The sequence below is a fragment of the Butyricimonas sp. BSD2780061689_150309_C8 genome (assembly GCF_015560935.1).
Classification (GTDB): Bacteria; Bacteroidota; Bacteroidia; order Bacteroidales; family Marinifilaceae; genus Butyricimonas; species Butyricimonas paravirosa.
Genome location: NZ_JADMSV010000015.1, coordinates 64,120 through 85,957, shown reverse-complemented (window position 1 = coordinate 85,957; position 21,838 = coordinate 64,120). Strand labels below are relative to the sequence as shown.

Annotated in this window: 19 protein-coding genes; 16 read left to right on the top strand and 3 right to left on the bottom strand. The window is 49.5% G+C overall.

The window, feature by feature from the left end; genetic code table 11:
- Positions 1 to 136: 136 nt before the first annotated feature.
- Genes I2I33_RS12360 through I2I33_RS12350 form a run of 3 tightly spaced genes read left to right on the top strand, consistent with a single transcriptional unit; the run spans position 137 to position 2,409 of the window.
- A complete protein-coding gene (locus I2I33_RS12360; RefSeq protein ID WP_087422143.1) occupies positions 137 to 715 on the top strand; it encodes a hypothetical protein in 579 nt (192 codons plus the stop codon).
- A gap of 12 nt (positions 716 to 727) precedes the next feature.
- Complete coding sequence (smpB, locus tag I2I33_RS12355) at positions 728 to 1,177, top strand: SsrA-binding protein SmpB (RefSeq protein WP_087422142.1); 450 nt, start codon at positions 728 to 730, stop codon at positions 1,175 to 1,177.
- An 11-nt stretch (positions 1,178 to 1,188) separates the two neighbouring features.
- Positions 1,189 to 2,409, top strand: coding sequence for a zinc-dependent metalloproteinase lipoprotein (locus I2I33_RS12350; protein WP_087422141.1), 1,221 nt, complete (start codon positions 1,189 to 1,191; stop codon positions 2,407 to 2,409).
- 133 nt (positions 2,410 to 2,542) lie between these two features.
- Here the strand turns inward: I2I33_RS12350 and I2I33_RS12345 are convergent, their stop codons facing one another.
- A complete protein-coding gene (locus tag I2I33_RS12345; RefSeq protein WP_087422249.1) occupies positions 2,543 to 4,429 on the bottom strand; it encodes an amidophosphoribosyltransferase in 1,887 nt (628 codons plus the stop codon).
- Positions 4,430 to 4,621: 192 nt separating this feature from the next.
- On the opposite strand from I2I33_RS12345, the gene I2I33_RS12340 reads away from it, so the two are divergent.
- The 11 genes from I2I33_RS12340 to I2I33_RS12290 all read left to right on the top strand — a co-directional run bounded on the left by I2I33_RS12340 (position 4,622) and on the right by I2I33_RS12290 (position 16,199).
- Positions 4,622 to 4,996 carry a hypothetical protein gene (locus I2I33_RS12340; RefSeq protein WP_087422140.1) on the top strand — a complete coding sequence of 125 codons (375 nt, stop codon included), beginning with the start codon at positions 4,622 to 4,624 and terminating at the stop codon, positions 4,994 to 4,996.
- A gap of 131 nt (positions 4,997 to 5,127) precedes the next feature.
- Entirely contained in the window at positions 5,128 to 5,478 is a 351-nt protein-coding gene (locus I2I33_RS12335) for an NADH-quinone oxidoreductase subunit A (protein WP_087422139.1), read from the top strand.
- Complete coding sequence (locus I2I33_RS12330) at positions 5,469 to 6,032, top strand: NADH-quinone oxidoreductase subunit B (RefSeq protein WP_027199792.1); 564 nt, start codon at positions 5,469 to 5,471, stop codon at positions 6,030 to 6,032. Before I2I33_RS12335 ends, I2I33_RS12330 begins: the two co-directional genes overlap by 10 nt.
- Before the next feature lie 138 nt (positions 6,033 to 6,170).
- Positions 6,171 to 7,796 (top strand): NADH-quinone oxidoreductase subunit C, encoded by a 1,626-nt coding sequence (locus I2I33_RS12325; RefSeq protein ID WP_087422138.1) that lies wholly within the window; start codon positions 6,171 to 6,173, stop codon positions 7,794 to 7,796.
- 116 nt (positions 7,797 to 7,912) lie between these two features.
- Positions 7,913 to 8,989: an NADH-quinone oxidoreductase subunit NuoH gene (gene nuoH, locus I2I33_RS12320; protein ID WP_027199794.1), complete on the top strand. Its 1,077-nt coding sequence runs from the start codon at positions 7,913 to 7,915 to the stop codon at positions 8,987 to 8,989.
- 10 nt (positions 8,990 to 8,999) lie between these two features.
- On the top strand, positions 9,000 to 9,494 hold the full coding sequence (locus I2I33_RS12315) for a 4Fe-4S dicluster domain-containing protein (RefSeq protein WP_087422137.1): 495 nt from the start codon (positions 9,000 to 9,002) through the stop codon (positions 9,492 to 9,494).
- A gap of 75 nt (positions 9,495 to 9,569) precedes the next feature.
- Positions 9,570 to 10,082 carry an NADH-quinone oxidoreductase subunit J gene (locus I2I33_RS12310; protein ID WP_027199796.1) on the top strand — a complete coding sequence of 171 codons (513 nt, stop codon included), beginning with the start codon at positions 9,570 to 9,572 and terminating at the stop codon, positions 10,080 to 10,082.
- Between the two features lie 147 nt (positions 10,083 to 10,229).
- The gene (gene nuoK / locus I2I33_RS12305) at positions 10,230 to 10,565 is read left to right on the top strand and encodes an NADH-quinone oxidoreductase subunit NuoK (RefSeq protein ID WP_087422248.1); all 336 of its coding nucleotides are present in this window, start codon (positions 10,230 to 10,232) and stop codon (positions 10,563 to 10,565) included.
- Positions 10,566 to 10,763: 198 nt separating this feature from the next.
- Positions 10,764 to 12,668 carry an NADH-quinone oxidoreductase subunit L gene (gene nuoL / locus I2I33_RS12300; RefSeq protein ID WP_087422136.1) on the top strand — a complete coding sequence of 635 codons (1,905 nt, stop codon included), beginning with the start codon at positions 10,764 to 10,766 and terminating at the stop codon, positions 12,666 to 12,668.
- 178 nt (positions 12,669 to 12,846) lie between these two features.
- Entirely contained in the window at positions 12,847 to 14,337 is a 1,491-nt protein-coding gene (locus I2I33_RS12295) for a NuoM family protein (RefSeq protein ID WP_087422135.1), read from the top strand.
- 440 nt (positions 14,338 to 14,777) lie between these two features.
- On the top strand, positions 14,778 to 16,199 hold the full coding sequence (locus I2I33_RS12290; RefSeq protein WP_087422133.1) for an NADH-quinone oxidoreductase subunit N: 1,422 nt from the start codon (positions 14,778 to 14,780) through the stop codon (positions 16,197 to 16,199).
- A gap of 162 nt (positions 16,200 to 16,361) precedes the next feature.
- Here the strand turns inward: I2I33_RS12290 and I2I33_RS12285 are convergent, their stop codons facing one another.
- Positions 16,362 to 17,093, bottom strand: coding sequence for a hypothetical protein (locus tag I2I33_RS12285; protein WP_140402616.1), 732 nt, complete (start codon positions 17,091 to 17,093; stop codon positions 16,362 to 16,364).
- Positions 17,094 to 17,478: 385 nt separating this feature from the next.
- Between I2I33_RS12285 and I2I33_RS12280 the strand changes: the two genes are divergently transcribed.
- The gene (locus tag I2I33_RS12280) at positions 17,479 to 18,270 is read left to right on the top strand and encodes a hypothetical protein (protein WP_140402615.1); all 792 of its coding nucleotides are present in this window, start codon (positions 17,479 to 17,481) and stop codon (positions 18,268 to 18,270) included.
- Positions 18,271 to 18,530: 260 nt separating this feature from the next.
- The gene (locus I2I33_RS12275) at positions 18,531 to 20,108 is read left to right on the top strand and encodes an ATP-binding protein (RefSeq protein WP_087422130.1); all 1,578 of its coding nucleotides are present in this window, start codon (positions 18,531 to 18,533) and stop codon (positions 20,106 to 20,108) included.
- Between the two features lie 243 nt (positions 20,109 to 20,351).
- On the opposite strand, the gene I2I33_RS12270 is transcribed toward I2I33_RS12275, so the two are convergent.
- Entirely contained in the window at positions 20,352 to 21,719 is a 1,368-nt protein-coding gene (locus I2I33_RS12270; RefSeq protein ID WP_087422129.1) for a clostripain-related cysteine peptidase, read from the bottom strand.
- Between the last annotated feature and the right edge of the window lie 119 nt (positions 21,720 to 21,838).

The following is a 21,838-nucleotide window of genomic DNA, read 5'->3' as shown; positions in this document are numbered from 1 at the left end:
AAAGATTTGTTACAGGATGGTTACGTTTTCATGTAAAAGTTTGTAAAGTTTATAAGATCCATGGACCTTATAAACTTTACAAACTTTACGAACCTTATGAATTAATCTCGATAAAAAACAGTATTTTCGCGTTACTATGAAGAAATTGGACATCAAAAGCATATTCACAAGGCCCCGGAAACTACTACTTCACCCCGAAACGGAATGGCAGGTGATCGGCCGGGAGAACATTGAGGGAATCGAACTTTTCAAGAATTTCCTCGTGCCTTTATCCATGCTTTCTTCTGTATGTGCAATATTGTTACGTTTATTGTCAACCTCACCTCTCTACGCCATTGGAACCGGCATCATCCTGTTCATGGCCTCCGTCGTGGGGAGCTACATCGCCTACCGGGTGACCCGGGAATATCTCTCTAATAAAGTGGCTGAAGCCAACCGGATGGCCCTTCGCCTTGCCGTGTACAGCTCGGCCGTCTTCATCCCGTTCCACTGCCTTTCCAGTGGATTCTCGGAAGGATTTATATCCCAACTCATGGCAATATGTAGCCTGTTGTGCCTGCGTACCCTTTACGTCGGGTTGAACCAATTGACAGCCCTCGACGTACAATACCGCAAAAGCGCCATCGTCATCATCGGCTTACTCGTGATCGTGTCCCCGATCATCATCCAGCAACTATTGATGATTATGTTCAGAATACCCACTATTTACGCTTAAACATCAAGACCTATGCAAAACGACATTAATATAAAAAATAGAAGAGCATCCTTCGACTACGAGTTCTTGGAAGAATACACCGCCGGTATCATGCTCACCGGTACCGAAATCAAATCCATCCGAGCCGGGAAAGCCGGGTTGGTGGATTCCTACTGTTACTTCCACAACGGCGAACTGTGGATTAAGGGTATGTACATTGCCGAGTACAAACTAGGTACCTACTACAACCACATCGAACGCCGCGAACGTAAACTTTTACTACAAAAGAAAGAGCTTGTCAAGCTCGAACGCAAGACCAAGGAATCGGGACTCACCATTGTCCCCGTCCGTCTCTTTCTTAACGAGAAAGGCTTTGCCAAACTTCGCATCGCCCTCGCCCGGGGAAAGAAAGAGTACGACAAGCGGGAAACCCTCAAACAAAAAGACGCCAAACGGGAAATGGACCGCTACATGAAAAAATAAAACCTATAAACATGCAAAAATACATTCTTATTTACCTTCTGTTCCTACTTGTCACTTCTTGCGAGAAAGACAAGTTCGAGGGAATAGAATTATCAACAGGCAACGAAATACAGGTAAGCAGCGAGCAACAAACCATCCGCATTGCTCTTCGGAGTGGTTCAGACTGGTCATTTGCCAGCCCAACCTCTTGGTGCCGGGCAAGCAAAATCAGTACGCCGCAAGGAGATACACTTGTGATCAACACGCAAGTCAACACGACCACAACCGAACGCACGGGGACCGTCACGATCTCCAACTCAGACCAACAAAAAATCCTTACCGTGACCCAAAAGGGAGAAATCTACTTCGAACTTCCGGTCATTTTCCACGTGTACTCGGACGGTTCCGCAAATGATGCAAAAGTCACCGCCGCCTACATTCAGGAATGTATGGATTACGTGAATAACTTCTACCGGGGCAACAACGGGAAAAGCGAGAATCTCAACCTGCAATTCACCCTTGCCACCACCACACCCGAAGGAACTCCCTTGGTTGAACCCGGGATAAATACCGTTCACAGTTCATCCACCTCGTTCAATGTCGATAATTATTTAAGATACAACACATACAACGGCACACAAATAATATGGGACCCCAACAAATATATCAACGTTATCATCTGCTCCTTTACCGAAGAAAACGTGACGGGAATCGCCATGACCCCGTACACCCCGCAAGGCAAATCCCTGCCGGGTTTAAGAAGAAATGATACATATTATACCAGTCTTCCCACCAACTCCGTACAAGCCGTGATGATAAACAAGTTATTTGTAGATAAAGCAGAGACCGGGGCTTACGGCCCACAACCGGTATGGCCCACCACACTCGCCCATGAACTGGGGCATTATCTCGGGTTATTCCATGTATTTTCCGGTGGAGACAACGGGCAAACAACCGATTACTGTGAAGATACTCCCGATTATGATCGCCCGGCTTACGACACTTGGTTAGCGAGTGTATCTCGACTAACTTTTGCCCAAGCAGCACAGCGCCAAGATCGCAATGGAACCACCTTCACGTCATATAACATAATGGACTATTATTATGGCTATCGTGATCGTATTACCCCCGACCAACGAACCCGCATCAGACACGTACTTGATTACAGTCCCCTCATTCCGGGACCGAAAATTGCGGTAGAAAACACGAGTCGTGCTGAAATCATTATCGAAGAACCACTCATACTCAAGTAACCCATCATGAAGCGACTACCTTCTCTAATCCTTCCTTACACTGGAGGGAATACCATTTGGTAATCAGCTCTCCCCCTTGGAAAGGGGGAGCTAGAGGGGGTTCAATCTAAAATTTAAAATCTAAAATCTAAAATTAATAAGATCTTTCATTCCTCCCTTCTACCCAGTTGATATAAGCGGTGTTGACCACCTTATTACCACCGGGAGTGGGATAATTTCCGGTAAAATACCAGTCACCCGTGTCATTCGGGCAAGCCACGTGCAAATCTTCGACAGACTGGAAAACCACTTTTACCTCGGCATTCAGATGCTCGTCACGCACCATCTCGGCAATCTTGTCGGAAATCTCTTCCTCGGTAAAAGGAGCGTAAATCTCTTTCACGTGGTTCACCACCTGCTCTTTGGGCAGTCCTTGTTGTGCTTTACACTTCCGGTACACCTCGTCAATCAATCCCTCCATGCCTCGTTCCTTCAACAACTCGATGGCCGCATTGAACGCTATAAACTCGTTCATCCGGGTCATGTCGATCCCGTAGCAATCGGGGTAACGAATCTGCGGGGCGGAAGACACCACCACGATACGTTTCGGGCCAAGACGATCGAGAATACGCAGAATACTCTTTTTCAAAGTAGTTCCCCGCACGATCGAGTCATCAATCACCACGAGGTTATCCGTGGGCTGCACTGCCCCGTAGGTCACGTCGTACACGTGTCCCACCAGCCCGTCACGTCCGGAATCCGAGGTAATAAACGTGCGCAGCTTGGCATCCTTGATCACTATTTTCTCGATACGGGGTTCGCGGCAAATGATCTCGTCGAGCGTTTCCTCGCTCCACGTTGCCTTTCCCTCCCGGATCAAACGTTTTTTCTCCTCCACCATGTACTGCTGAATTCCTTTCACCATCCCGTAGAAGGAAGTTTCCGCCGTGTTAGGGATAAAGGAAAACACCGTGTTGTCGAGATCGCCATCCACGGCCTTTACCAAACGAGGTGTCAATAACTCGCCCAATTTTTTCCGTTCCCGGTATATATTCCTGTCATTCCCGCGGGAGAAGTAGATACGCTCGAACGAACAACTGGCACGTTGTCGCGGTTCACGCACGAGTTCCTCGGTCACGGTTCCATCTTTCTTGATCAACAGAGCGTATCCCGGACGGATCTCGGAAATTTCCATATTCATGCCTTGAAAAGCGGTCTGGATCACGGATGCCTCGGATGCCACCACGACCACCTCGTCATCTTTGTAGTAATAAGCCGGACGTATCCCCCACGGGTCACGCATCACGAAAGCATCGCCATGCCCGACCACTCCCGCTACGGCATATCCCCCGTCCCAATCCTCGCTACTCCGGGAAAGGACCTTGGGTAAATCAACCGTACGTTCAATCAACGGGGTAATCTCCTGTTTCGAAAATCCCTTTTCTTTGTAGAAACGGTATAAATCCTGAATCTCGCTATCCAGAAAATAGCCTACCTTCTCAAGCAGGGTCACCGTATCGGAATAATTTCGCGGGTACTGTCCCGCCCGAATCAAACTCTCGAACAACTCGTCCACGTTCGTCAGGTTAAAGTTCGCCGCCAGCGCTAAATTGTGCGCCCGCCAGTTGCTTGCCCGTTTCAGTGGGTGAACGTAATCTATATTATTCTTTCCGAAAGTCGCGTAACGTAAATGCCCCAAGTAAACCTCGGAAACAAATGGAAGGTTCTGCTTTGCCCAAACAGCATTCTTCTCCCGGAGAATCTCCGGTGTAAACGGTTCGTGAATCCGGTCGAACACATCCTGTATCGGGTTCGCGTCACAGGAACGTACGCGGTCCATATACTTGTACCCCGGTTCCATGTCGAGTTTCAACCCCACGACTCCCGCGCCGTCTTGGCCGCGGTTACGCTGTTTCTCCATTAATATGTACAACCTGTTTAGCCCGTAAAGGTAAGAACCGTATTTCTTCTGATAATAATCCAATGGTTTCAGCAATCGAATCAACGCGAAACCACACTCGTGATGAATGGTGTCACTCATATTTTTTTCCCTAATTTCATATATTACCCCCGAGATATTCTCCTTTCCCGGAGAGATTACAAAAGTAAGAAAAAAATATGGTTTATAAACCTTATGGCCCCGAATGTTAATCTCACGATTAACATTCTTTACCACACATTTTTCAACCAAAATTCAAAATTAGGTTATCTTTGCGAACCTTAAGTAAAAAGAATGATGTTGAACGTGCTGAAGAATAGTATATTGATCGTGTTATTCGTGCTGGTAAGTTCTAGCGGGATATTGGCAAAAGGGCAAAATCTGTCCTTCAATGGCTCCTGCTTAGAATGTAATTTCTGCCGGAACGAAATCTGTGAAGCTTCCACGATTCCCCTATTACTCTTTCTTCACGAAAGTTGCGAACTCACACTGGGTTATTCCCATGTTGTCCCGGACTCCAAATCACAATTGGTTCCCTCTTTCCTGCAAAGGAATAGCAAGAACAACACCGCGGTAGCACATTCCAAACGCAACTTGTATTTTCACCCGTATTCGACTCTCGGGAAGACCAAATACTACGTCTTTGCCCTGCGAGAAATCATTGTTTAGCCGAGATCAAACAAGTTACAGGTTGGTCGATAGCCCAGCAAATTGCAGTTACAAGTTTGCAACTTGCCGTATTTTTCCCCTGTAACTAAACTTGTCACCTGAAACTTGAAAACCTGAAACTTTTTATAATTATGAATCTTACTTTATTCGTGGTTGTGTTGATTACAGCCATTTTGCTGGTGGTTATCGCTATGAGCATTGCTCGGGCCATTTCTCCCCGTACCTTCAACAAACAGAAGGGGGAAGCCTATGAATGTGGCGTGCCTACGCGAGGAAAATCATGGATGCAGTTCAAGGTAGGATACTACCTGTTCGCCATCTTGTTTTTGATGTTCGACGTGGAAACCGTGTTTCTCTATCCTTGGGCGGTCACCGTTCAGGATGCCGGAATTAACGGTTTACTGAATGTATTATTTTTCATGCTGATCCTTATTCTCGGATTGGCTTACGCGTGGAAGAAAGGAGCATTGGAATGGAAGTAAAAATTAAATCCATGAAATATGAAGAGTTCAATGATAACGAATATCTTGAACAACTTCGGGCATCCGGCACCAATGTTATCGTGGGATGCCTTGACGATGTTATCAACTGGGGACGCTCGAATTCCCTCTGGCCGCTTACCTTCGCGACAAGCTGTTGTGGTATTGAATTCATGGCAGTGGGAGCGGCACGTTACGATTTCTCCCGATTCGGGTTCGAGGTAACACGAGCCAGCCCGCGCCAAGCCGACTTTATCATGGTGGCGGGAACCATCGTACACAAGATGGCCCCCGTGCTGAAACGTCTCTATGACCAGATGGCCGAACCCAAATACGTGATTGCCGTGGGGGGATGTGCCATTTCCGGTGGACCGTTCAAAAACTCTTACCACGTGGTGAAGGGGGTTGACTCCATCATCCCCGTTGACGTTTACATCCCCGGATGTCCCCCGCGACCGGAGGCCCTCCTCTACGGGATGATCCAACTGCAACGTAAGGTAAAAGTGGAACGTTTCCTCGGTGGCAAAAACCACAAGGAAAAAGAGAACAAAGAATAATGTAGAATTTAGAATGAAAAAGATTCCGTGATTGCCGATTCGATGATTGGGTGATTAAAATCACTTAATCACTTAATCATTAAATCATTAAATCACTTAATCAATAGGATCTAAAATCATTAAATCTAAAATTAGTACATGTTAGTAGATAAAATAAAAAATATTGTCCCCGAGGCAGAGATCGACGAGAGCGGTATCCTTACCGTGACGGTAGAGCCCGCCAAGTACAGGGAACTGGCTCTCCGGCTAAAAGGGGACCAGGATCTCTCTTTCGACTTCATGATCTGCATGACGGGAATGGACTGGGGCGACACGTTAGGCGTGATCAGCCTGTTACAATCCACGGCTCACGAGCATAAATTATTTTTAAAGACGTTCACCGCCAACCGGGAAAACCCGGAACTGCCCACAGTTTCGGACATCTGGGCCACGGCCAACCTGAACGAACGTGAAGTGTACGACTTTCTCGGTATACGGTTTATCAACCATCCTGATATGCGACGTCTGTTCCTGCGGAACGACTGGGTCGGCTATCCGTTACGTAAAGACTACAATGCAGACCCCGAAATAAACCCGGTACCTCTGGAAAGCGAAGAAACGCTGGATGCAACCCCCACGTTCGAGGCTAATTCCCACGACGGGGAAGTCAGCGAGAAAGAGAACATCTTGTTTGAAGAAGACGAGTACGTGGTGAACATCGGGCCACAACACCCCGCCACTCATGGTGTACTCCGTTTCCGGGTATCACTGGAAGGAGAGATCGTGAAAAAGGTGGATGTCAACTGCGGGTACATCCATCGAGGCATCGAGAAATTGTGTGAAAGCCTCACCTACCCGCAAACGCTGGCTTTGACAGACCGTTTGGATTACCTTGCCGCGCACCAGAACCGCCACGCGCTTTGTATGTGCATCGAGGAAGCCATGGGCCTGGAAATCCCGGAACGGGTGAAATACATCCGCACCATCATGGACGAGCTAAACCGTCTTTCCTCTCACCTCTTGTTCTGGTCATGCCTCTGCATGGATATGGGAGCGCTGACCGCTTTCTTCTACGGTTTCCGTGACCGGGAGAAGGTGTTGGACATCATGGAAGAAACCACGGGAGGACGACTGATTCAGAACTACAACGTGATCGGTGGCGTGATGGCAGACATCCACCCGAACCTGATCAACCGGATCAAAGAGTTCATCAAATACCTCCCCCCGATGATCAAGGAATATCACGACGTGTTCACGGGCAACGTGATCGCCCAACAACGTCTGAAAGGCGTCGGCGTTCTCAAGAAAGAGGACGCCATCAGTTACGGGGCATCCGGCCCGACGGGACGCGCCTGCGGGTGGTCATGTGACGTGCGTAAACACACGCCGTACGGGGTATATGACAAGGTGGATTTCAAGGAAATCCTCTACCCGGAAGGAGACTCGTTTGCCCGTTACATGGTGCGCATGGAAGAGATTCTCGAATCATTACATATACTGGAACAACTAGTAGATAACATCCCCGCGGGAGACTACGCCGTAAAGACCAAACCGCTGATCAAATTGCCGGAAGGTCACTATTTCAAGAGCGTGGAAGCCAGCCGGGGTGAGTTCGGTGTTTACCTCGAAAGCCGGGGAGACAAATACCCTTACCGGGTAAAATTCCGTTCCCCGTGCCTGCCACTGGTATCCATCGTCGACCTGATCACGAAAGGCGGTAAAATCGCCGACCTGATCGCTATCGGCGGTACGCTGGACTACGTTGTTCCGGACATTGACAGATAACTTGGAAGATAAAAGTTAAAAGATAAAAACTAAAAGTTGAAAGTAGGAAATTAGGAAGCGTCGGCCTTGTGCGGCTGGAATCTAAAATCTAAAATCATTAAATCTAAAATTAGTATATGTTTGATTTCTCAACTATAACACAATGGGTAGATGAACTCTTGAGGAGTTTTCTCCCGCACGCTGCTGCCACGCTGGTTGAGTTTATCCTAATTGGGCTTTGCCTGCTCGTGGGATACGCCGTGATCGCCCTCGTGCTGATCTACGTGGAACGTAAAGTGTGTGCCTTTTTCCAGTGTCGTATCGGACCGAACCGGGTGGGGCCTTACGGGACCATACAGAGTGTGGCCGATATGATCAAAATGTTAACCAAGGAGATCATCGACATCAACCACGTCGACCGATTCCTGTTCAACCTTGCCCCTTTCGTCGTGATTATCGCGTCGGTACTGGCTTTTGGTTGTATTCCCTTCGCGAAAGGACTACACGTGATCGACTTCAACGTGGGAATCTTCTTCCTGATCGCCGTGTCGTCCATCGGTATCGTGGGAATCCTGCTTGCCGGGTGGGCCAGTAATAATAAATACTCGTTGATCGGTGCCATGCGAAGTGGCGCACAGATGATCAGTTACGAGTTATCCATCGGGTTATCCATCCTTACCGTGGTGGTATTCACCGGAAGTATGCAGCTCTCCACGATCGTGGAAGGACAGGCAGACGGGTGGTTGCTATTCAAAGGACATATCCCGGCTTGTATCGCGTTTATCGTTTACATCATCGCCGGGACAGCCGAGACGAACCGGGGGCCCTTCGACTTGCCAGAGGCCGACTCGGAGTTGACCGCGGGGTACCACACGGAGTATTCCGGTATGCACTTCGGGTTCTTCTACCTCGCCGAATACTTGAACATGTTCGTGGTTGCATCCGTGGCCAGCACCCTGTTCTTAGGCGGTTGGATGCCGTTACACGTTCCCGGCTGGGAAAGTTTCAACCAAATCATGGATTACATTCCTTCCATCTTCTGGTTCTTCGGGAAAACAGCCGTGGTTATATTCATCATCATGTGGTTTAAATGGACCTTCCCGCGGTTGCGTATCGACCAGTTACTCCGCTTGGAATGGCGCTACCTGTTGCCGATTAACCTGATCAACCTTTTCCTGATGGTGATCATTGTCGTATTTAAACTACATTTTTAAAGACGAAGTTATGAAGAGTATTATAAGATATATTACCTCGTTTTTCAAGGGTCTTTTCTCTTTGCTGACCGGGATGAAAGTCACGCTACGGGAATTTTTCACCAAGAAAACGACGGAGCAATACCCGGAAAACCGGGCCACGTTGAAAATGTTTGACCGTTTCCGGGGTGAACTGGTGATGCCTCACGACGAGAACAATCACCACAAATGTATCGCTTGCGGTATCTGCGAGATGAACTGCCCGAACGGGACCATCAAGATCACGTCCGAATTTGTCACGGATGAAACCGGCAAGAAGAAAAAGGTGTTGATAAAATACCGGTACGATTTAGGTAGCTGTATGTTCTGCCAACTCTGCGTGAAAATGTGCCCTCAACAAGCCATCGAGTTCAAACCCACGTTCGAACACGCCGTCTACACGCGCAGTAAACTGGTGAAGTACCTGCACGACGAGTCAATTGAAAATGAAAAAGATTCCGTGATTGCCGATTCGATGATTGGGTGATTAAAATCACTTCATCGAAAATCATTAAATCACTTAATCGATAGGATTTAAAATCTAAAATTTAAAATTAATATAATGAGTACAGCAGAATTACAAGAAACGGTCTTTTTCATCCTGGCAACGGTTATCGTTGTCTGCTCGATCCTGACCGTGACGACCAACCGAATCTTGAGATCGGCGACCTACCTGCTATTCGTGCTTTTTGCCACTGCCGGAATATATTTCCAGTTGGAATACTCATTCCTAGGGGCAGTGCAATTAACGATCTACGCCGGGGGTATCATTATCCTGTACGTGTTCTCGATATTGCTCACCACGGCAGACAAAAGCAAGGTGAGCAGGTTGAAGAACAGCAAGATGTTTGCCGGGCTAATCACGGCTCTCGCCGGGGCGGCAATATGTGTTTACATCACGTTAATGCACTCGTTCGGTCCCTCTCGCTTCGTGGGTGGGGAGATCAACCAAAAAGTCATCGGAACCGCCTTGATGGGCACGGAGAAATACCAGTACCTACTCCCCTTCGAGGTAATCAGTGTCCTGCTATTGACCTGCATCATCGGTGGAATCATGATAGCGAGAAAAAGATAAAGAAAAGTTTAAAATGTAGAGTTTAGAATGAAAAAGATTCCGTGATTGCCGATTCGATGATTGAGTGATTAAAATCACTTCATCGGAAATCACTAAATCACTTAATCGATAAAATCATAAATCTAAAATAAGTATATGGAACTACACATGGAATATTACTTGGTGATCAGCACGATCATGCTTTTCGCGGGAATTTACGGGTTCATCACCCGGAGGAACCTGCTCGCCGTGTTGATCTCAATCGAGTTGATCCTGAATTCAGTGGACATCAACTTTGCCGTGTTCAACCGTTATCTCTTCCCCGAACAACTGGAAGGCTTTTTCTTCACCCTGTTCGCCATCGGGGTTTCCGCTTGCGAAACAGCCGTTGCCATAGCCATCATCATCAATATATACCGGAACATCCGCAATATACAGGTGAAAAACTTGAACGAGCTGAAAGAAGAAGAGCAAAGGAATGGACAATTGAAAATTGAGAATTGAAAATGAAAAACCAACTACCCCCTCCGACTCCCCCTTGCACAGGGGGAGAGACGGATGCGAGAAGGCGACACGATATAACAGTGCCGCGTGTTCTCCCCCTGTGTAAGGGGGAGCTAGAGGGGGTAGTTGGAAGCGTCCGCACCGTGCGGCTGGAATCTAAAATCTAAAATCTAAAATCTAAAATCAAGAAATCAATACATGGAATACACAGTTTTAATATTGATTCTACCATTGCTGACATTTCTAGCGCTAGGCTTGTTGGGTACGAAATTGAAACCCACCACGGCCGGGAGCATAGGAACGTTATCTTTGGCGATATGTGCCTTGCTAGCCTACATGACGGCATGGCAATATTTCTCGATACCCCGGGTAGAAGGCGTACGCCTCCCGGTCATCCCGTTCAACTTCGAATGGCTGCGTTTCACGCAATACCTGCATATTGATCTGGGTATCTTGCTAGACCCGATTTCCGTCATGATGCTGGTAGTAATCACGACCGTATCATTGATGGTACACGTTTACAGTTTGGGATACATGCACGGGGAAAAAGGTTTCCAGCGTTACTACGCCTTCCTTTCCCTCTTCAGTTTCTCGATGCTGGGTCTCGTGGTAGCCACGAACATCTTCCAGATGTACATTTTCTGGGAGCTGGTGGGTGTTTCTTCCTACCTGTTGATCGGTTTCTACTACACGAAACCGGAGGCTGTCGCCGCGTCCAAGAAAGCGTTTATCGTCACCCGGTTCGCCGACCTCGGTTTCCTGATCGGCATCCTGTTGCTCTCGTTCTACACGAAAACATTCTCTTTCGACCTGTTAACTTCAGGTGACTCGTCACTCTTTGCCGGGGCTGCCGGGACGACCTTCATGGGATGTTCCGTGATGAGCTGGGCCATGGCCTTGATTTTCATGGGAGGTGCCGGGAAGTCGGCCATGTTCCCGTTACATATCTGGTTACCGGACGCTATGGAAGGTCCTACCCCCGTGTCGGCACTGATCCACGCGGCCACGATGGTGGTTGCCGGGGTTTACCTCGTGGCTCGCTTGTTCCCCGTGTATTACTTCGAGGCCCCCGAGGTACTCGTGCTGATCGCGGTCGTGGGAGCGGTCACGTCCCTCTACGCGGCAGTAGTTGCCTGCGTGCAGACGGACATCAAGCGAGTGCTGGCCTTTTCCACGATCTCACAGATCGGTTTCATGATGGTGGCGCTCGGTGTCTCCGGGATGGAAGGCCACGAAGGCTTGGGCTACATGGCATCCATGTTCCACCTGTTCACGCACGCCATGTTTAAAGCCTTGTTATTCCTCGGCGCGGGAGCCATTATCCATGCCGTTCACAGCAACGAGATGAGCCACATGGGTGGTCTTCGTAAATACCTGCCCGTGACGCACATCACGTTCCTCGTGGCTTGTCTCGCTATTTCAGGTATCCCCCCGTTCTCCGGGTTCTTCAGTAAAGACGAAATACTGGCCGCCACGTTCATGTTCAGCCCGGTACTCGGTGTCGTGATGAGCTTCATCGCAGCCCTGACGGCATTCTACATGTTCCGCCTCTATTACAACATCTTCTGGGGTAAAGAAAGCGCGCATGAACACACCCCGCACGAGGCCCCGAAGAGCATGACTCTTCCCCTCGTATTCCTTGCCGTGGTAACACTTTTCGCCGGGTTCATTCCTTTCGGGAAATTTGTCAGTAGCAACGGGATGGAATATATCATCCACCTAGACTGGACAGTAGCCGGCACCAGCATCGTTGTTGCCGTGGCTTCCATCGCTCTTGCCACGTGGTTCTACAAAGGATCGAACCCCGTACCGGATCGTCTGGCCACCACGTTCAGCGGGTTGCATCGCGCCGCTTACCGACGGTTCTACATGGACGAGTTGTACCTCTTCATCACGAAACGTATCATCTTCAACTGCGTATCCCGCCCCATCGCTTGGTTTGACCGCCACGTGATCGACGGATCGCTGAACGGTCTGGCAAACGCCACGCAACGATTGTCTTACTCTATCCGGGGATTACAATCCGGACAAATACAGCAATACGCTTACGTGATCCTGTTCGGCTCGCTATTAATACTGGTCTTGGTTTTATTAATAATGTAAAAATGGAAGAGTTTATAAAGTTCATAAAGTTTATAAGGTCCATAAGGTCACGGGTGTCCTTCGGACAGTGTTTATCGGCAGCTCCTGCTGCCGTGGACAAAGCGCCCCGCAGGGGTCCACGAACCTTATGAACTTTATGAACCTTATGAACTTTATAGACTAATAAATTAAAATAGATATGAACTTTTTATCATTATTCGTTCTGATACCAATACTCACGATGGGCGGGTTATTTCTTTCAAAGAACCTGCAACAAATTCGTGTAGCGGTAGCCACGGGTGCTTCCCTGTTGCTGGCCTTAGCCGTCGGGTTGGTATTTGCATATTTAGGAGAACGGGGAGCCGGTAACACGGCAGAAATGCTGTTTACCGCCAGCACGGTTTGGTACGCTCCCTTGAACATACATTATTCCGTGGGAGTTGACGGGATCTCGGTAGCCATGTTGCTGCTTTCCGCCGTCATCGTCTTCACGGGTACATTCGCGTCATGGAAAATGGACTTCCTGCAAAAAGAGTATTTCTTGTGGTTTAACCTGCTGGCCATCGGGGTATTCGGGTTCTTTATCTCCGTGGACCTCTTCACCATGTTCATGTTTTACGAGGTGGCCCTCATCCCCATGTACCTGCTGATCGGCGTCTGGGGTAGCGGGAAAAAGGAATACGCTGCCATGAAACTGACGTTGATGCTGATGGGAGGCTCTGCCCTGCTGCTCGTGGGGATTCTTGGCATCTACTTCCACTCCTCGACGACAGGGGCACTCACGATGAACTTGCAAGAAATAGCGCAGGCCCACGCCATGCCCGAAAGCCTGCAGCGCTGGTTCTTCCCGTTGGTATTCATCGGGTTCGGGGTTCTTGGAGCATTATTCCCGTTCCATACATGGTCACCCGACGGTCACGCCTCTGCCCCCACGGCAGTCTCCATGCTCCATGCCGGGGTATTGATGAAACTGGGTGGTTACGGGTGTTTCCGGGTAGCCATCTACCTGATGCCGGAGGCCGCTAAAGAGCTTTCATGGATATTCATCATCCTCACGGGTATCAGCGTTGTTTACGGGGCTTACTCGGCCATCGTGCAAACGGACTTGAAATACATCAACGCTTACTCGTCCGTGAGTCACTGCGGGCTGGTATTGTTTGCCATCCTGATGTTGAACCAGACGGCCATGACGGGAGCCGTGATGCAGATGCTTTCCCACGGTCTGATGACAGCCTTGTTCTTCGCCCTGATCGGAATGATCTACGGTCGCACGCATACTCGTGACATCCGGGAAATGGGTGGTTTAATGAAGATCATGCCTTACCTCGGCGTGTGTTACGTGATTGCCGGTCTCGCCTCCCTCGGTCTTCCGGGATTAAGCGGGTTCGTGGCAGAAATGACCGTGTTCGTGGGAGCGTTCCAAGAGACGGACACCTTCCACCGGGTATTCACGATCATCGCTTGCACGTCCATCGTGATCACGGCCGTGTACATCCTGCGAGTGGTCGGGAAACTACTCTACGGGAGCGTGGTCAACGAGCATCACTATGCCCTCACCGATGCCAACTGGTATGAACGTTTTTCCACGATCATACTGATTGTTGCCATCGCCGGGATCGGTCTGGCACCTCTATGGCTCTCCGACATGATCCGGGCATCGCTCGGTTCCGTGCTTGCTGCCCTACAATGAACACGGGAAGATAAAAGTTAAAAGATAAAAACTAAAAGTTGAAAGATAAAAATGAAAGGTTTCCCGAAGACGGTGAGTATTTTAGCTCTCCCTCTGTTTATAGAGGGAAATCGGCGAGTAAGCGAGAACAGACAGGGAGTTCACTCGTTGTCTGTCGAGCGAGAGCCGATTCGAGACCGGTTTCCGGGCTCAATACCCCGAAGGGGGGAGGGAGTTCTTGTAAATAAAGCGTTTACATGGCAACAAACTCCTCCGTCTGCTTCGCAGCCACCTCTTTCTTCCCCTGCCTGAGGGGAAGTACCCCGAAGGGGGGATGGGGAGGGAGAACAGAGGAGGAGCTGGAATACTATCTTGTTATTAAAGCTAAAACTAGGAAATCAAAAAGCGTCAGCCTTGCGCGGCTGGAATTTAAAATTTAAAATCTAAAATCTAAAATAAAAATGGGTTACGCTAATTTCTTATTAATGAAGGAGGAAATATCACTGGTAGCGGTGATCGTTATACTCTTAATTTACGACATATTCGGCACCCCGAAAAGCTTGAGGTATTTTCAACCGATAGCTTGTATTCTCGTGGGTATTCATATCCTGCTGAATATCTGGCCCGCCCCGGACGTGACGGCTTTCGGGGGGATGTATCACAGCACGGCAATGGGTGGGGTCATGAAATCCATCCTGAGCATCGGGACACTGCTCGTGTTCATGCAAGCCAACAACTGGCTTTCCAGCGAGCGCACGATTATCCGCCGGGGAGAATTCTACATGATCACGCTGGCCACGCTGCTAGGTATGTACTTCATGATTTCGGCCGGCAACTTCCTGATGTTCTTTATCGGGCTAGAAACGGCATCCATACCGATGGCAACACTTGCCGCTTTTGACAAATACAAGCAACAATCGGCCGAGGCGGGTGCCAAATACATCCTTACCGCCGTGTTCGCGTCCGGCTTATCGTTGTACGGGATCTCGTTAATTTATGGGACCACGGGAACGCTGTATTTCGAGGACATCCCCGCCGGGTTAAACAGTAGCCCGCTCCAGATGATGGCCTTCGTGTTCTTTTTCGTGGGACTGGGATTCAAGTTATCACTCGTTCCTTTCCACCAGTGGACCCCGGACGTGTACGAGGGCGCCCCGACCAGCGTCACCGCCTACTTATCGGTGATCTCGAAAGGCTCCGCGGCATTCGTGCTGATGGTCATTCTCTATAAAGTGTTTGCCCCGCTCGTTCAGGAATGGCAGGCCATCCTCTACTGGGTAATTATAGCCTCTATCACGCTGGCCAACATCTTCGCCATACGGCAACAGAACCTGAAACGATTCTTCGCCTATTCCTCCATCTCTCAAGCCGGGTACATCATGCTGGGAGTGATCAGCGGGACGGCCATGGGTATGACCGGACTGGTGTACTACGTGCTGGTGTACATGCTATCCAACCTAGCCGCCTTCGGGGTTATCGCTGTCGTGGAACATCGCTCCGGCAAGATCACGATTGATGATTACAACGGGTTGTACTCCACGAATCCACGCTTGAGCTTCGTGATGATGATCGCCTTGTTCTCGCTGGCTGGAATCCCGCCATTTGCCGGGTTCTTCAGCAAGTTCTTCATATTTGCCGCAGCAGCACAACAAGGATATTACGTGCTGGTTTTCATCGCCCTGTTGAACACCATTATCTCTCTCTACTATTACTTGAGAGTAGTAAAGGCCATGTTTATCAACAAGAACGAGCAACCGATCGCCAGATTCAACTCTGACAATTATTCACGTATAAGTCTCGTTGTATGTAGCGCCGGAATCCTGCTCGCGGGAATCCTTAGCGTCGTGTACGAGAACATCGGGATGTACAGTTTCGGAATGTAGAATTTAGAGTTTAGAATTTAGAGTTCAACTTTTAGTTTTAAACTTTTTACTTTCCAACTACCCCCTCTAACTCCCCCTGTGTAAGGGGGAGTTAGAGGGGGTAGTTGGAAGCGTCCGCCCCCTGCGGCTGGAATCTAAAATTTAAAATCTAAAATCTAAAATTCACCCAAGAGTGTCATCAGCACCGGGCGGAACGCGCAGGTAAACGGAACGGGTGTACTCGTCCGTCTCCGGGCTGGCGAGATAAGGATAAATATGCACGACCGTCTCCGGGGAGAGAGGTTCTCTACCGGGACCCTCGGGATCGGGTAGCGTGAAAGTGGCCGTCCCGGCGGCACGGGTCACCGCGGGAAGGTAAAGCACACGTGGTGCGTCGGGCAGACAGTCGTAGAAGTAACCCACGACGAGCGTATCGTTGTCCCTCGTCTCGTCGAGTATGCCGTGGTGACGCCATTCGAGGGTAAAGGTCCACCCGTCGCGGCGGACACGGGTGTAAAGCGGCACAGCAAGCCAGCCGACGCTAAAAACGAAGGCCCGGAAGTTCTCCACACCATGCTCGTCGCAGGCCGTGCCGTTCACCTTGTGGCACAGGTTAGAAGCGGTCATGGAAGTATCCTTGGCGAAGGAGACCCACGAGTTGGCATCCGCAAGTTTTCGCAGGAGGATTTTCACTAGCCTGCTGACGAACGTGAAAACACTCGTCAACAGTCGTTGTCTCTCCGATCGCTTCGCACGGCGACGATCACGTTCCTCTGTCGATCCGGCGGGGCGCTTGCTGGCACAATGACATTCCCGGCCTTTACGGTAATATGTGGTGGTGCCGCCGGAACGGGTAGTCGCCAGTTGTTTGACCGGTAACGCAGTTTTCTTTTTCTTCTTCTTTTTCTTGCTCATGATGCCTCCTCTTAAATGATTCGATAAACCTCCAATAATGCTTAAACACACCTTAATGTCAAGTTTACATTTTTTTAGGGAAATTACCAAATCGAGAATAACAAGTCACCGATGTACTACGGTAACTTATCGGTAACTTTACGGTGACTTTACGGTAACTTACAAAAGGCACAGTTAACTTATCACGAAGATAGCTAACGTTTTGCACGCTTATCGCCAGTTAGCAAACAGGAATGAGATAGGATATGTATAAAATAGGTTAATTTTTCTTAAAAATAAATTCATTTTTTCTTGTTCAAGTCGAAAAAGGGTCATACCTTTACCATGTGCTTTCCTCGAAGCGTGGGGAAAGGCGTTTTGAAATACTCATCTAATACTCGAAAGTATGGCACGAATAAAATCAACCAACTTTTACCAGAAGAGCGGGAAAGTCGCTAACGAGGTATTTTCCAATCTGGGCAACGGCGAGGTCGGCTGCCGCGCCAAGAACAGCAAGCAAGCGCCCCTGAACGAGGAGCAGAAAATCAACGCGTCGGGCTTCTCGGCCCTTAACGCCGAGGTACGGTACCTGAACCCGGTACTCCACGTGACCTTTCCCCGTGACACGAACGGCACCAAGTGGGCCAACCGTTTCACGAGCGTCAACAAGAAACGCGAGGGCGTGTTGACAACCACGAAGATTCATCCCGATACCCCCGTAGACCCGAAGAAAAAAGCCAACGAGGAGTACACCAGCAAGATCGACTGGACGAAAGTCCTTTTCGCCGCCGGTCCGTTGCTCGTTCCTTCCGTGACCGTCAACAAAGCCAACTTGAACCTCGAACAGATCATCGCCGAGAAAACAAGGCTCCGTTCCCGTGTCACGCCCCTCGCCGACGCGGAGACTCCCGCCGTGACCGCCGAGGAGGGCGAGATGTATAGCATCACCTTCGCGCAGGAAGCCACCGTTTACGAGGGGGCCTACTGCTGGACGAACGATCGCGTTTACGGTGTCATCTACAGTCCCGAAGACCATTTCGCCCTTGTCCAGCAACTGCGCGACAGGGGTGAGAACGGCGTGACCACCATCGTCGTCCCCTCTTTCGTCAAGCCCGAGAACATCCACGTCTACAGTCTCGCCATGACCGCCGACGGGAAAATCACCTCCAACTCGGTTCACGCAACTCTGGGGGCGTGAGGATTATAACGGCAGCTCACGCTGCCGTTAATTTTAAATTTTAGATTCCGGCCACACAAGGCCAACGCTATGACTCCCCCCTCCGACTCCCCCTTACACGAGGGGAGAGACGGACGTGAGAAGATACCATGATGTTGCAATGCAGCGTATTCTCCCCCTGTGCAAAGGGGAGTTTTTTAGTTTTTAACTTTTAACTTTTAGCTTTCTCGTTCTAGCAAGTTTTTCGTAACTTTGCCTAAATAAAAGCAAACACAACGGTCATGAACAATCCATCGTCCTCCCCTCGCAAAATGCCCATCGGCATACAGAGTTTCGAGAAACTTCGTCGCGGAAACTACGTGTACGTCGACAAGACAGAACTAGTCTACAAGCTGGTTAGCACCTCGAACCCGTACTTCTTGAGTCGTCCCCGCCGCTTTGGCAAGAGCCTGCTGCTCTCGACGATGGAAGCCTACTTCCTCGGCAAACGAGACCTCTTCAAGGGCCTCGCCATCGAACGGCTCGAAAAGGAATGGGACACCCACGCCGTGCTGCATCTTGACCTCAACGCCGAGAAATATGACTCGTCCGAACGGCTACATGACATGCTCGAATTCCAGCTCCGGGGATGGGAAGAAACGTACGGAACCGGAGGCAAGGGCATCACCCACTCCGGGCGATTCATGGAAGTCATCCAAAGAGCGTACGAGAAAACCGGGCGGGGTGTTGTCGTCTTGATCGACGAGTACGACAAGCCGCTGCTCAACAGTTTTCAAGACGAGGACCTGCAACGTTCCTTCCGCAACACGCTTACCGCCTTCTACTCCGTGCTGAAAAGTGCCGACCAGTGGTTGCGATTCGTCTTCATCACCGGAGTCACCAAGTTCGCCCAGATGGGAATTTTCAGTAACCTCAACCAGCTTAATGACATCAGTCTCGATATTGACTACGCCACACTTTGCGGCATCACCCGGGAAGAGATCGAAGAGAACTTCGAGCCGGAAAGCGAGCGCTTGATGGAATATCATGGCCTTTCCCGCGAGGAACTACTCGAGCAACTCACTCGCCGTTACGACGGGTACCGTTTTAGTCCGGGCAACGTTGCCCGTATGTTCAACCCCTTCAGCGTGTTGAGCGTCATGGCCAAACGATTGTTCGACAACTACTGGTTCGCCACGGGTACCCCGTCCTTCCTCGTCGAGGTTTTGAAAAAAACCGACTTCGATCTGCGGGAACTCGACGGCATAGAGGTCTCTGCCGCATCACTCTCCGACGACCGGGCCAACATCAACAACCCCGTCCCCATGATCTACCAGAGCGGATACCTCACCATTAAGGCTTACAACGAGGAATTCCAGATATACACGTTAGGGTTCCCTAATGACGAGGTGAAATACGGGTTCCTCAACTTCGTTACCCCCTTCTACACCCCCGTGGCCGAAACCGAGACGAGTTTCTATATAGGCAAATTCATCCGGGAACTACGAGAAGGTGATCCCGATGCCTTCCTTACCCGCCTGCGGGCCTTCTTCGCCGGGATTCCCTACGAGCTGAACGACCGCACGGAACGCCACTACCAGACCGTCTTCTACCTCGTCTTCAAGCTCATGGGACAATTCTCCGAGGTAGAAATACGAAGTGCCAAGGGACGAGCCGATGCCGTCGTGAAAACCGCCGACTACATCTACGTCTTCGAGTTCAAACTTGACGGCTCCGCCGACGAGGCTCTCGCCCAGATTGACGACCGGGGCTACCTCATCCCCTACTCCGCCGACAACCGGAAACTCGTCAAAATCGGCATCAACTTCGACCCGAAAGAAAGAAATATCGGAGAGTGGAAAAGAGAAGATAAAAACTAAAAGTTGGAAATTTAGAAGCGTTGGCCTTGCGGGTGGAAATCTAAAATTAATAAGATCTAAACTCTCTTCAACTTTTAGTTTTTACCTTTTATCTTTCTTGTTCAACTGCACAAAGCTAACGCTTTGACTACCCTCTCCGACTCCCCCTTGCATAGGGGGAGAGACGGACGCAAGAAGATACCATGATGTTGCAATGCAGCGTATTCTCCCCCTGTGCAAGGGGGAGTTAGAGGGGGTAGTCTTTTAGTTTTCCTCTTCCCATGGAACCTCCACGAAATGCTCTCCGTCAAAAATCACAGTCTTCATATCATTTATCTTCAGGTAATCGCTCCAGTGCGTCACCTCATCGAAATGAAGTAACGGGTAAATGACACTATATCCTTTCATCGAATCAAACTGTCCGAGATACCATTCTTTCTTTAAAAAACAGATCCCGACAGAAACCTCCCCCTCCAGTTTTTGCTCCGATGCGGGGAGATCAAATCTCTCGCGTGCCACGATCATTTCCTCCAGTGCCTCGTTCAATTCCACGACCTTCGCCGACAATTCCCCGTAAAAAGTCCTGTTTGCCATGTACTTCGCAAAACGAGCCATGTCGATCGAGTAAAACTCACCATCAAACAAGTACATCGCCTCCCTTTGATTATAATCAAACCACAAAGCATCTTCTTCCTCTCCCTCGCTATAAACCTCCCTCAACTCGATCATTCCCTCCACGAAAGGTTTAAAACACTTCGCCACGGCCTCTATCTTACTCATATCCATCAATTGCAGGTCAAGATTACCGAGTTGAAATGCACTTTTCCACGTATCCATCACCTTCGGGATATATTCCCGCATGGCATCCTCTATCTCCGCATGATGTTCCAACGCCTTCATCAACAGCGCATAATTTCCCCCGAGATCAGGAGTTGAATGACTCGACCCCAGCACGTACCGCACGTAATCCTTCACTTGATACAGGTTCTCGATCATGTTCATCAGGCAGAGATCCCAGTAGATCATGTCCAGCTTCACCCCCGAGCGCTTCAGTCCTTCCTCCAGCTCGAATATAGACATTGCCGCGTCATAACCATCTTCCTCACAATTATCATCCATAATCATCCCCCGGCCCTTCTGTTCGAAACTCGACAAATCCAATGGTTGATCCCACAAATCAAAACCGCTCCCGTGGTTCCACAACACCAGCACGTACTTTTTCGCCGGCAAACGTTCCATCGACTCCCGGATAAAACCGGCAAGATGGTCCGGGTTATCCAGCCGGAAATTCGCATCGTTCACCCTCTCGTGGGTCATGCCCTCTTCCTCCATCGTGTACCGGATCGTCCCCTCCATCCCCTCGTTCTCTTGCTGGTCGGCCGAAAACTTCACGAGAGCCGTGAACTGCACCTTCGGCGAGTAGCCGCTCGCGACCACCTGATCCAAATTATACCGGAGGGCGTGATCCAGATCTCCCCCACCACAACCGTAAAGTATCACCGTGTAATCCGCCTCCGGCTCGATCACCGGTTCCGGCTCGTCCTTGTCGTCACTACCACAACCAGCCAGCAACATTAATAACAAGAAACAACGAAAAATAGGAAACAGAAAATTAAATACAGAATTCTTCATAGACTTTACAAATTTATTTTACCTCCGAAAATTGTTAATTACAGATCCACAGGTCACAAGTTCCTCCCGGCAAAAAATACAGGTATGCGCAATATCGAGAATAACCTTGCCTCTGTCAG

What these genes read in the sequence shown, in the direction of transcription:
- nuoL (WP_087422136.1), top strand. Translation starts at nt 10,764, where the DNA reads ATGGAATACACAGTTTTAATATTGATTCTACCATTGCTGACATTTCTA.
- smpB (WP_087422142.1), top strand. Translation starts at nt 728, where the DNA reads ATGCAAAACGACATTAATATAAAAAATAGAAGAGCATCCTTCGACTAC.
- I2I33_RS12340 (WP_087422140.1), top strand. Translation starts at nt 4,622, where the DNA reads ATGATGTTGAACGTGCTGAAGAATAGTATATTGATCGTGTTATTCGTG.
- I2I33_RS12325 (WP_087422138.1), top strand. Translation starts at nt 6,171, where the DNA reads ATGTTAGTAGATAAAATAAAAAATATTGTCCCCGAGGCAGAGATCGAC.
- I2I33_RS12275 (WP_087422130.1), top strand. Translation starts at nt 18,531, where the DNA reads ATGAACAATCCATCGTCCTCCCCTCGCAAAATGCCCATCGGCATACAG.
- I2I33_RS12295 (WP_087422135.1), top strand. Translation starts at nt 12,847, where the DNA reads ATGAACTTTTTATCATTATTCGTTCTGATACCAATACTCACGATGGGC.
- I2I33_RS12335 (WP_087422139.1), top strand. Translation starts at nt 5,128, where the DNA reads ATGAATCTTACTTTATTCGTGGTTGTGTTGATTACAGCCATTTTGCTG.
- I2I33_RS12290 (WP_087422133.1), top strand. Translation starts at nt 14,778, where the DNA reads ATGGGTTACGCTAATTTCTTATTAATGAAGGAGGAAATATCACTGGTA.
- nuoK (WP_087422248.1), top strand. Translation starts at nt 10,230, where the DNA reads ATGGAATATTACTTGGTGATCAGCACGATCATGCTTTTCGCGGGAATT.
- I2I33_RS12270 (WP_087422129.1), bottom strand. Translation starts at nt 21,719, where the DNA reads ATGAAGAATTCTGTATTTAATTTTCTGTTTCCTATTTTTCGTTGTTTC.
- I2I33_RS12360 (WP_087422143.1), top strand. Translation starts at nt 137, where the DNA reads ATGAAGAAATTGGACATCAAAAGCATATTCACAAGGCCCCGGAAACTA.
- I2I33_RS12285 (WP_140402616.1), bottom strand. Translation starts at nt 17,093, where the DNA reads ATGAGCAAGAAAAAGAAGAAGAAAAAGAAAACTGCGTTACCGGTCAAA.
- I2I33_RS12330 (WP_027199792.1), top strand. Translation starts at nt 5,469, where the DNA reads ATGGAAGTAAAAATTAAATCCATGAAATATGAAGAGTTCAATGATAAC.
- I2I33_RS12315 (WP_087422137.1), top strand. Translation starts at nt 9,000, where the DNA reads ATGAAGAGTATTATAAGATATATTACCTCGTTTTTCAAGGGTCTTTTC.
- nuoH (WP_027199794.1), top strand. Translation starts at nt 7,913, where the DNA reads ATGTTTGATTTCTCAACTATAACACAATGGGTAGATGAACTCTTGAGG.
- I2I33_RS12350 (WP_087422141.1), top strand. Translation starts at nt 1,189, where the DNA reads ATGCAAAAATACATTCTTATTTACCTTCTGTTCCTACTTGTCACTTCT.
- I2I33_RS12345 (WP_087422249.1), bottom strand. Translation starts at nt 4,429, where the DNA reads ATGAGTGACACCATTCATCACGAGTGTGGTTTCGCGTTGATTCGATTG.
- I2I33_RS12280 (WP_140402615.1), top strand. Translation starts at nt 17,479, where the DNA reads ATGGCACGAATAAAATCAACCAACTTTTACCAGAAGAGCGGGAAAGTC.
- I2I33_RS12310 (WP_027199796.1), top strand. Translation starts at nt 9,570, where the DNA reads ATGAGTACAGCAGAATTACAAGAAACGGTCTTTTTCATCCTGGCAACG.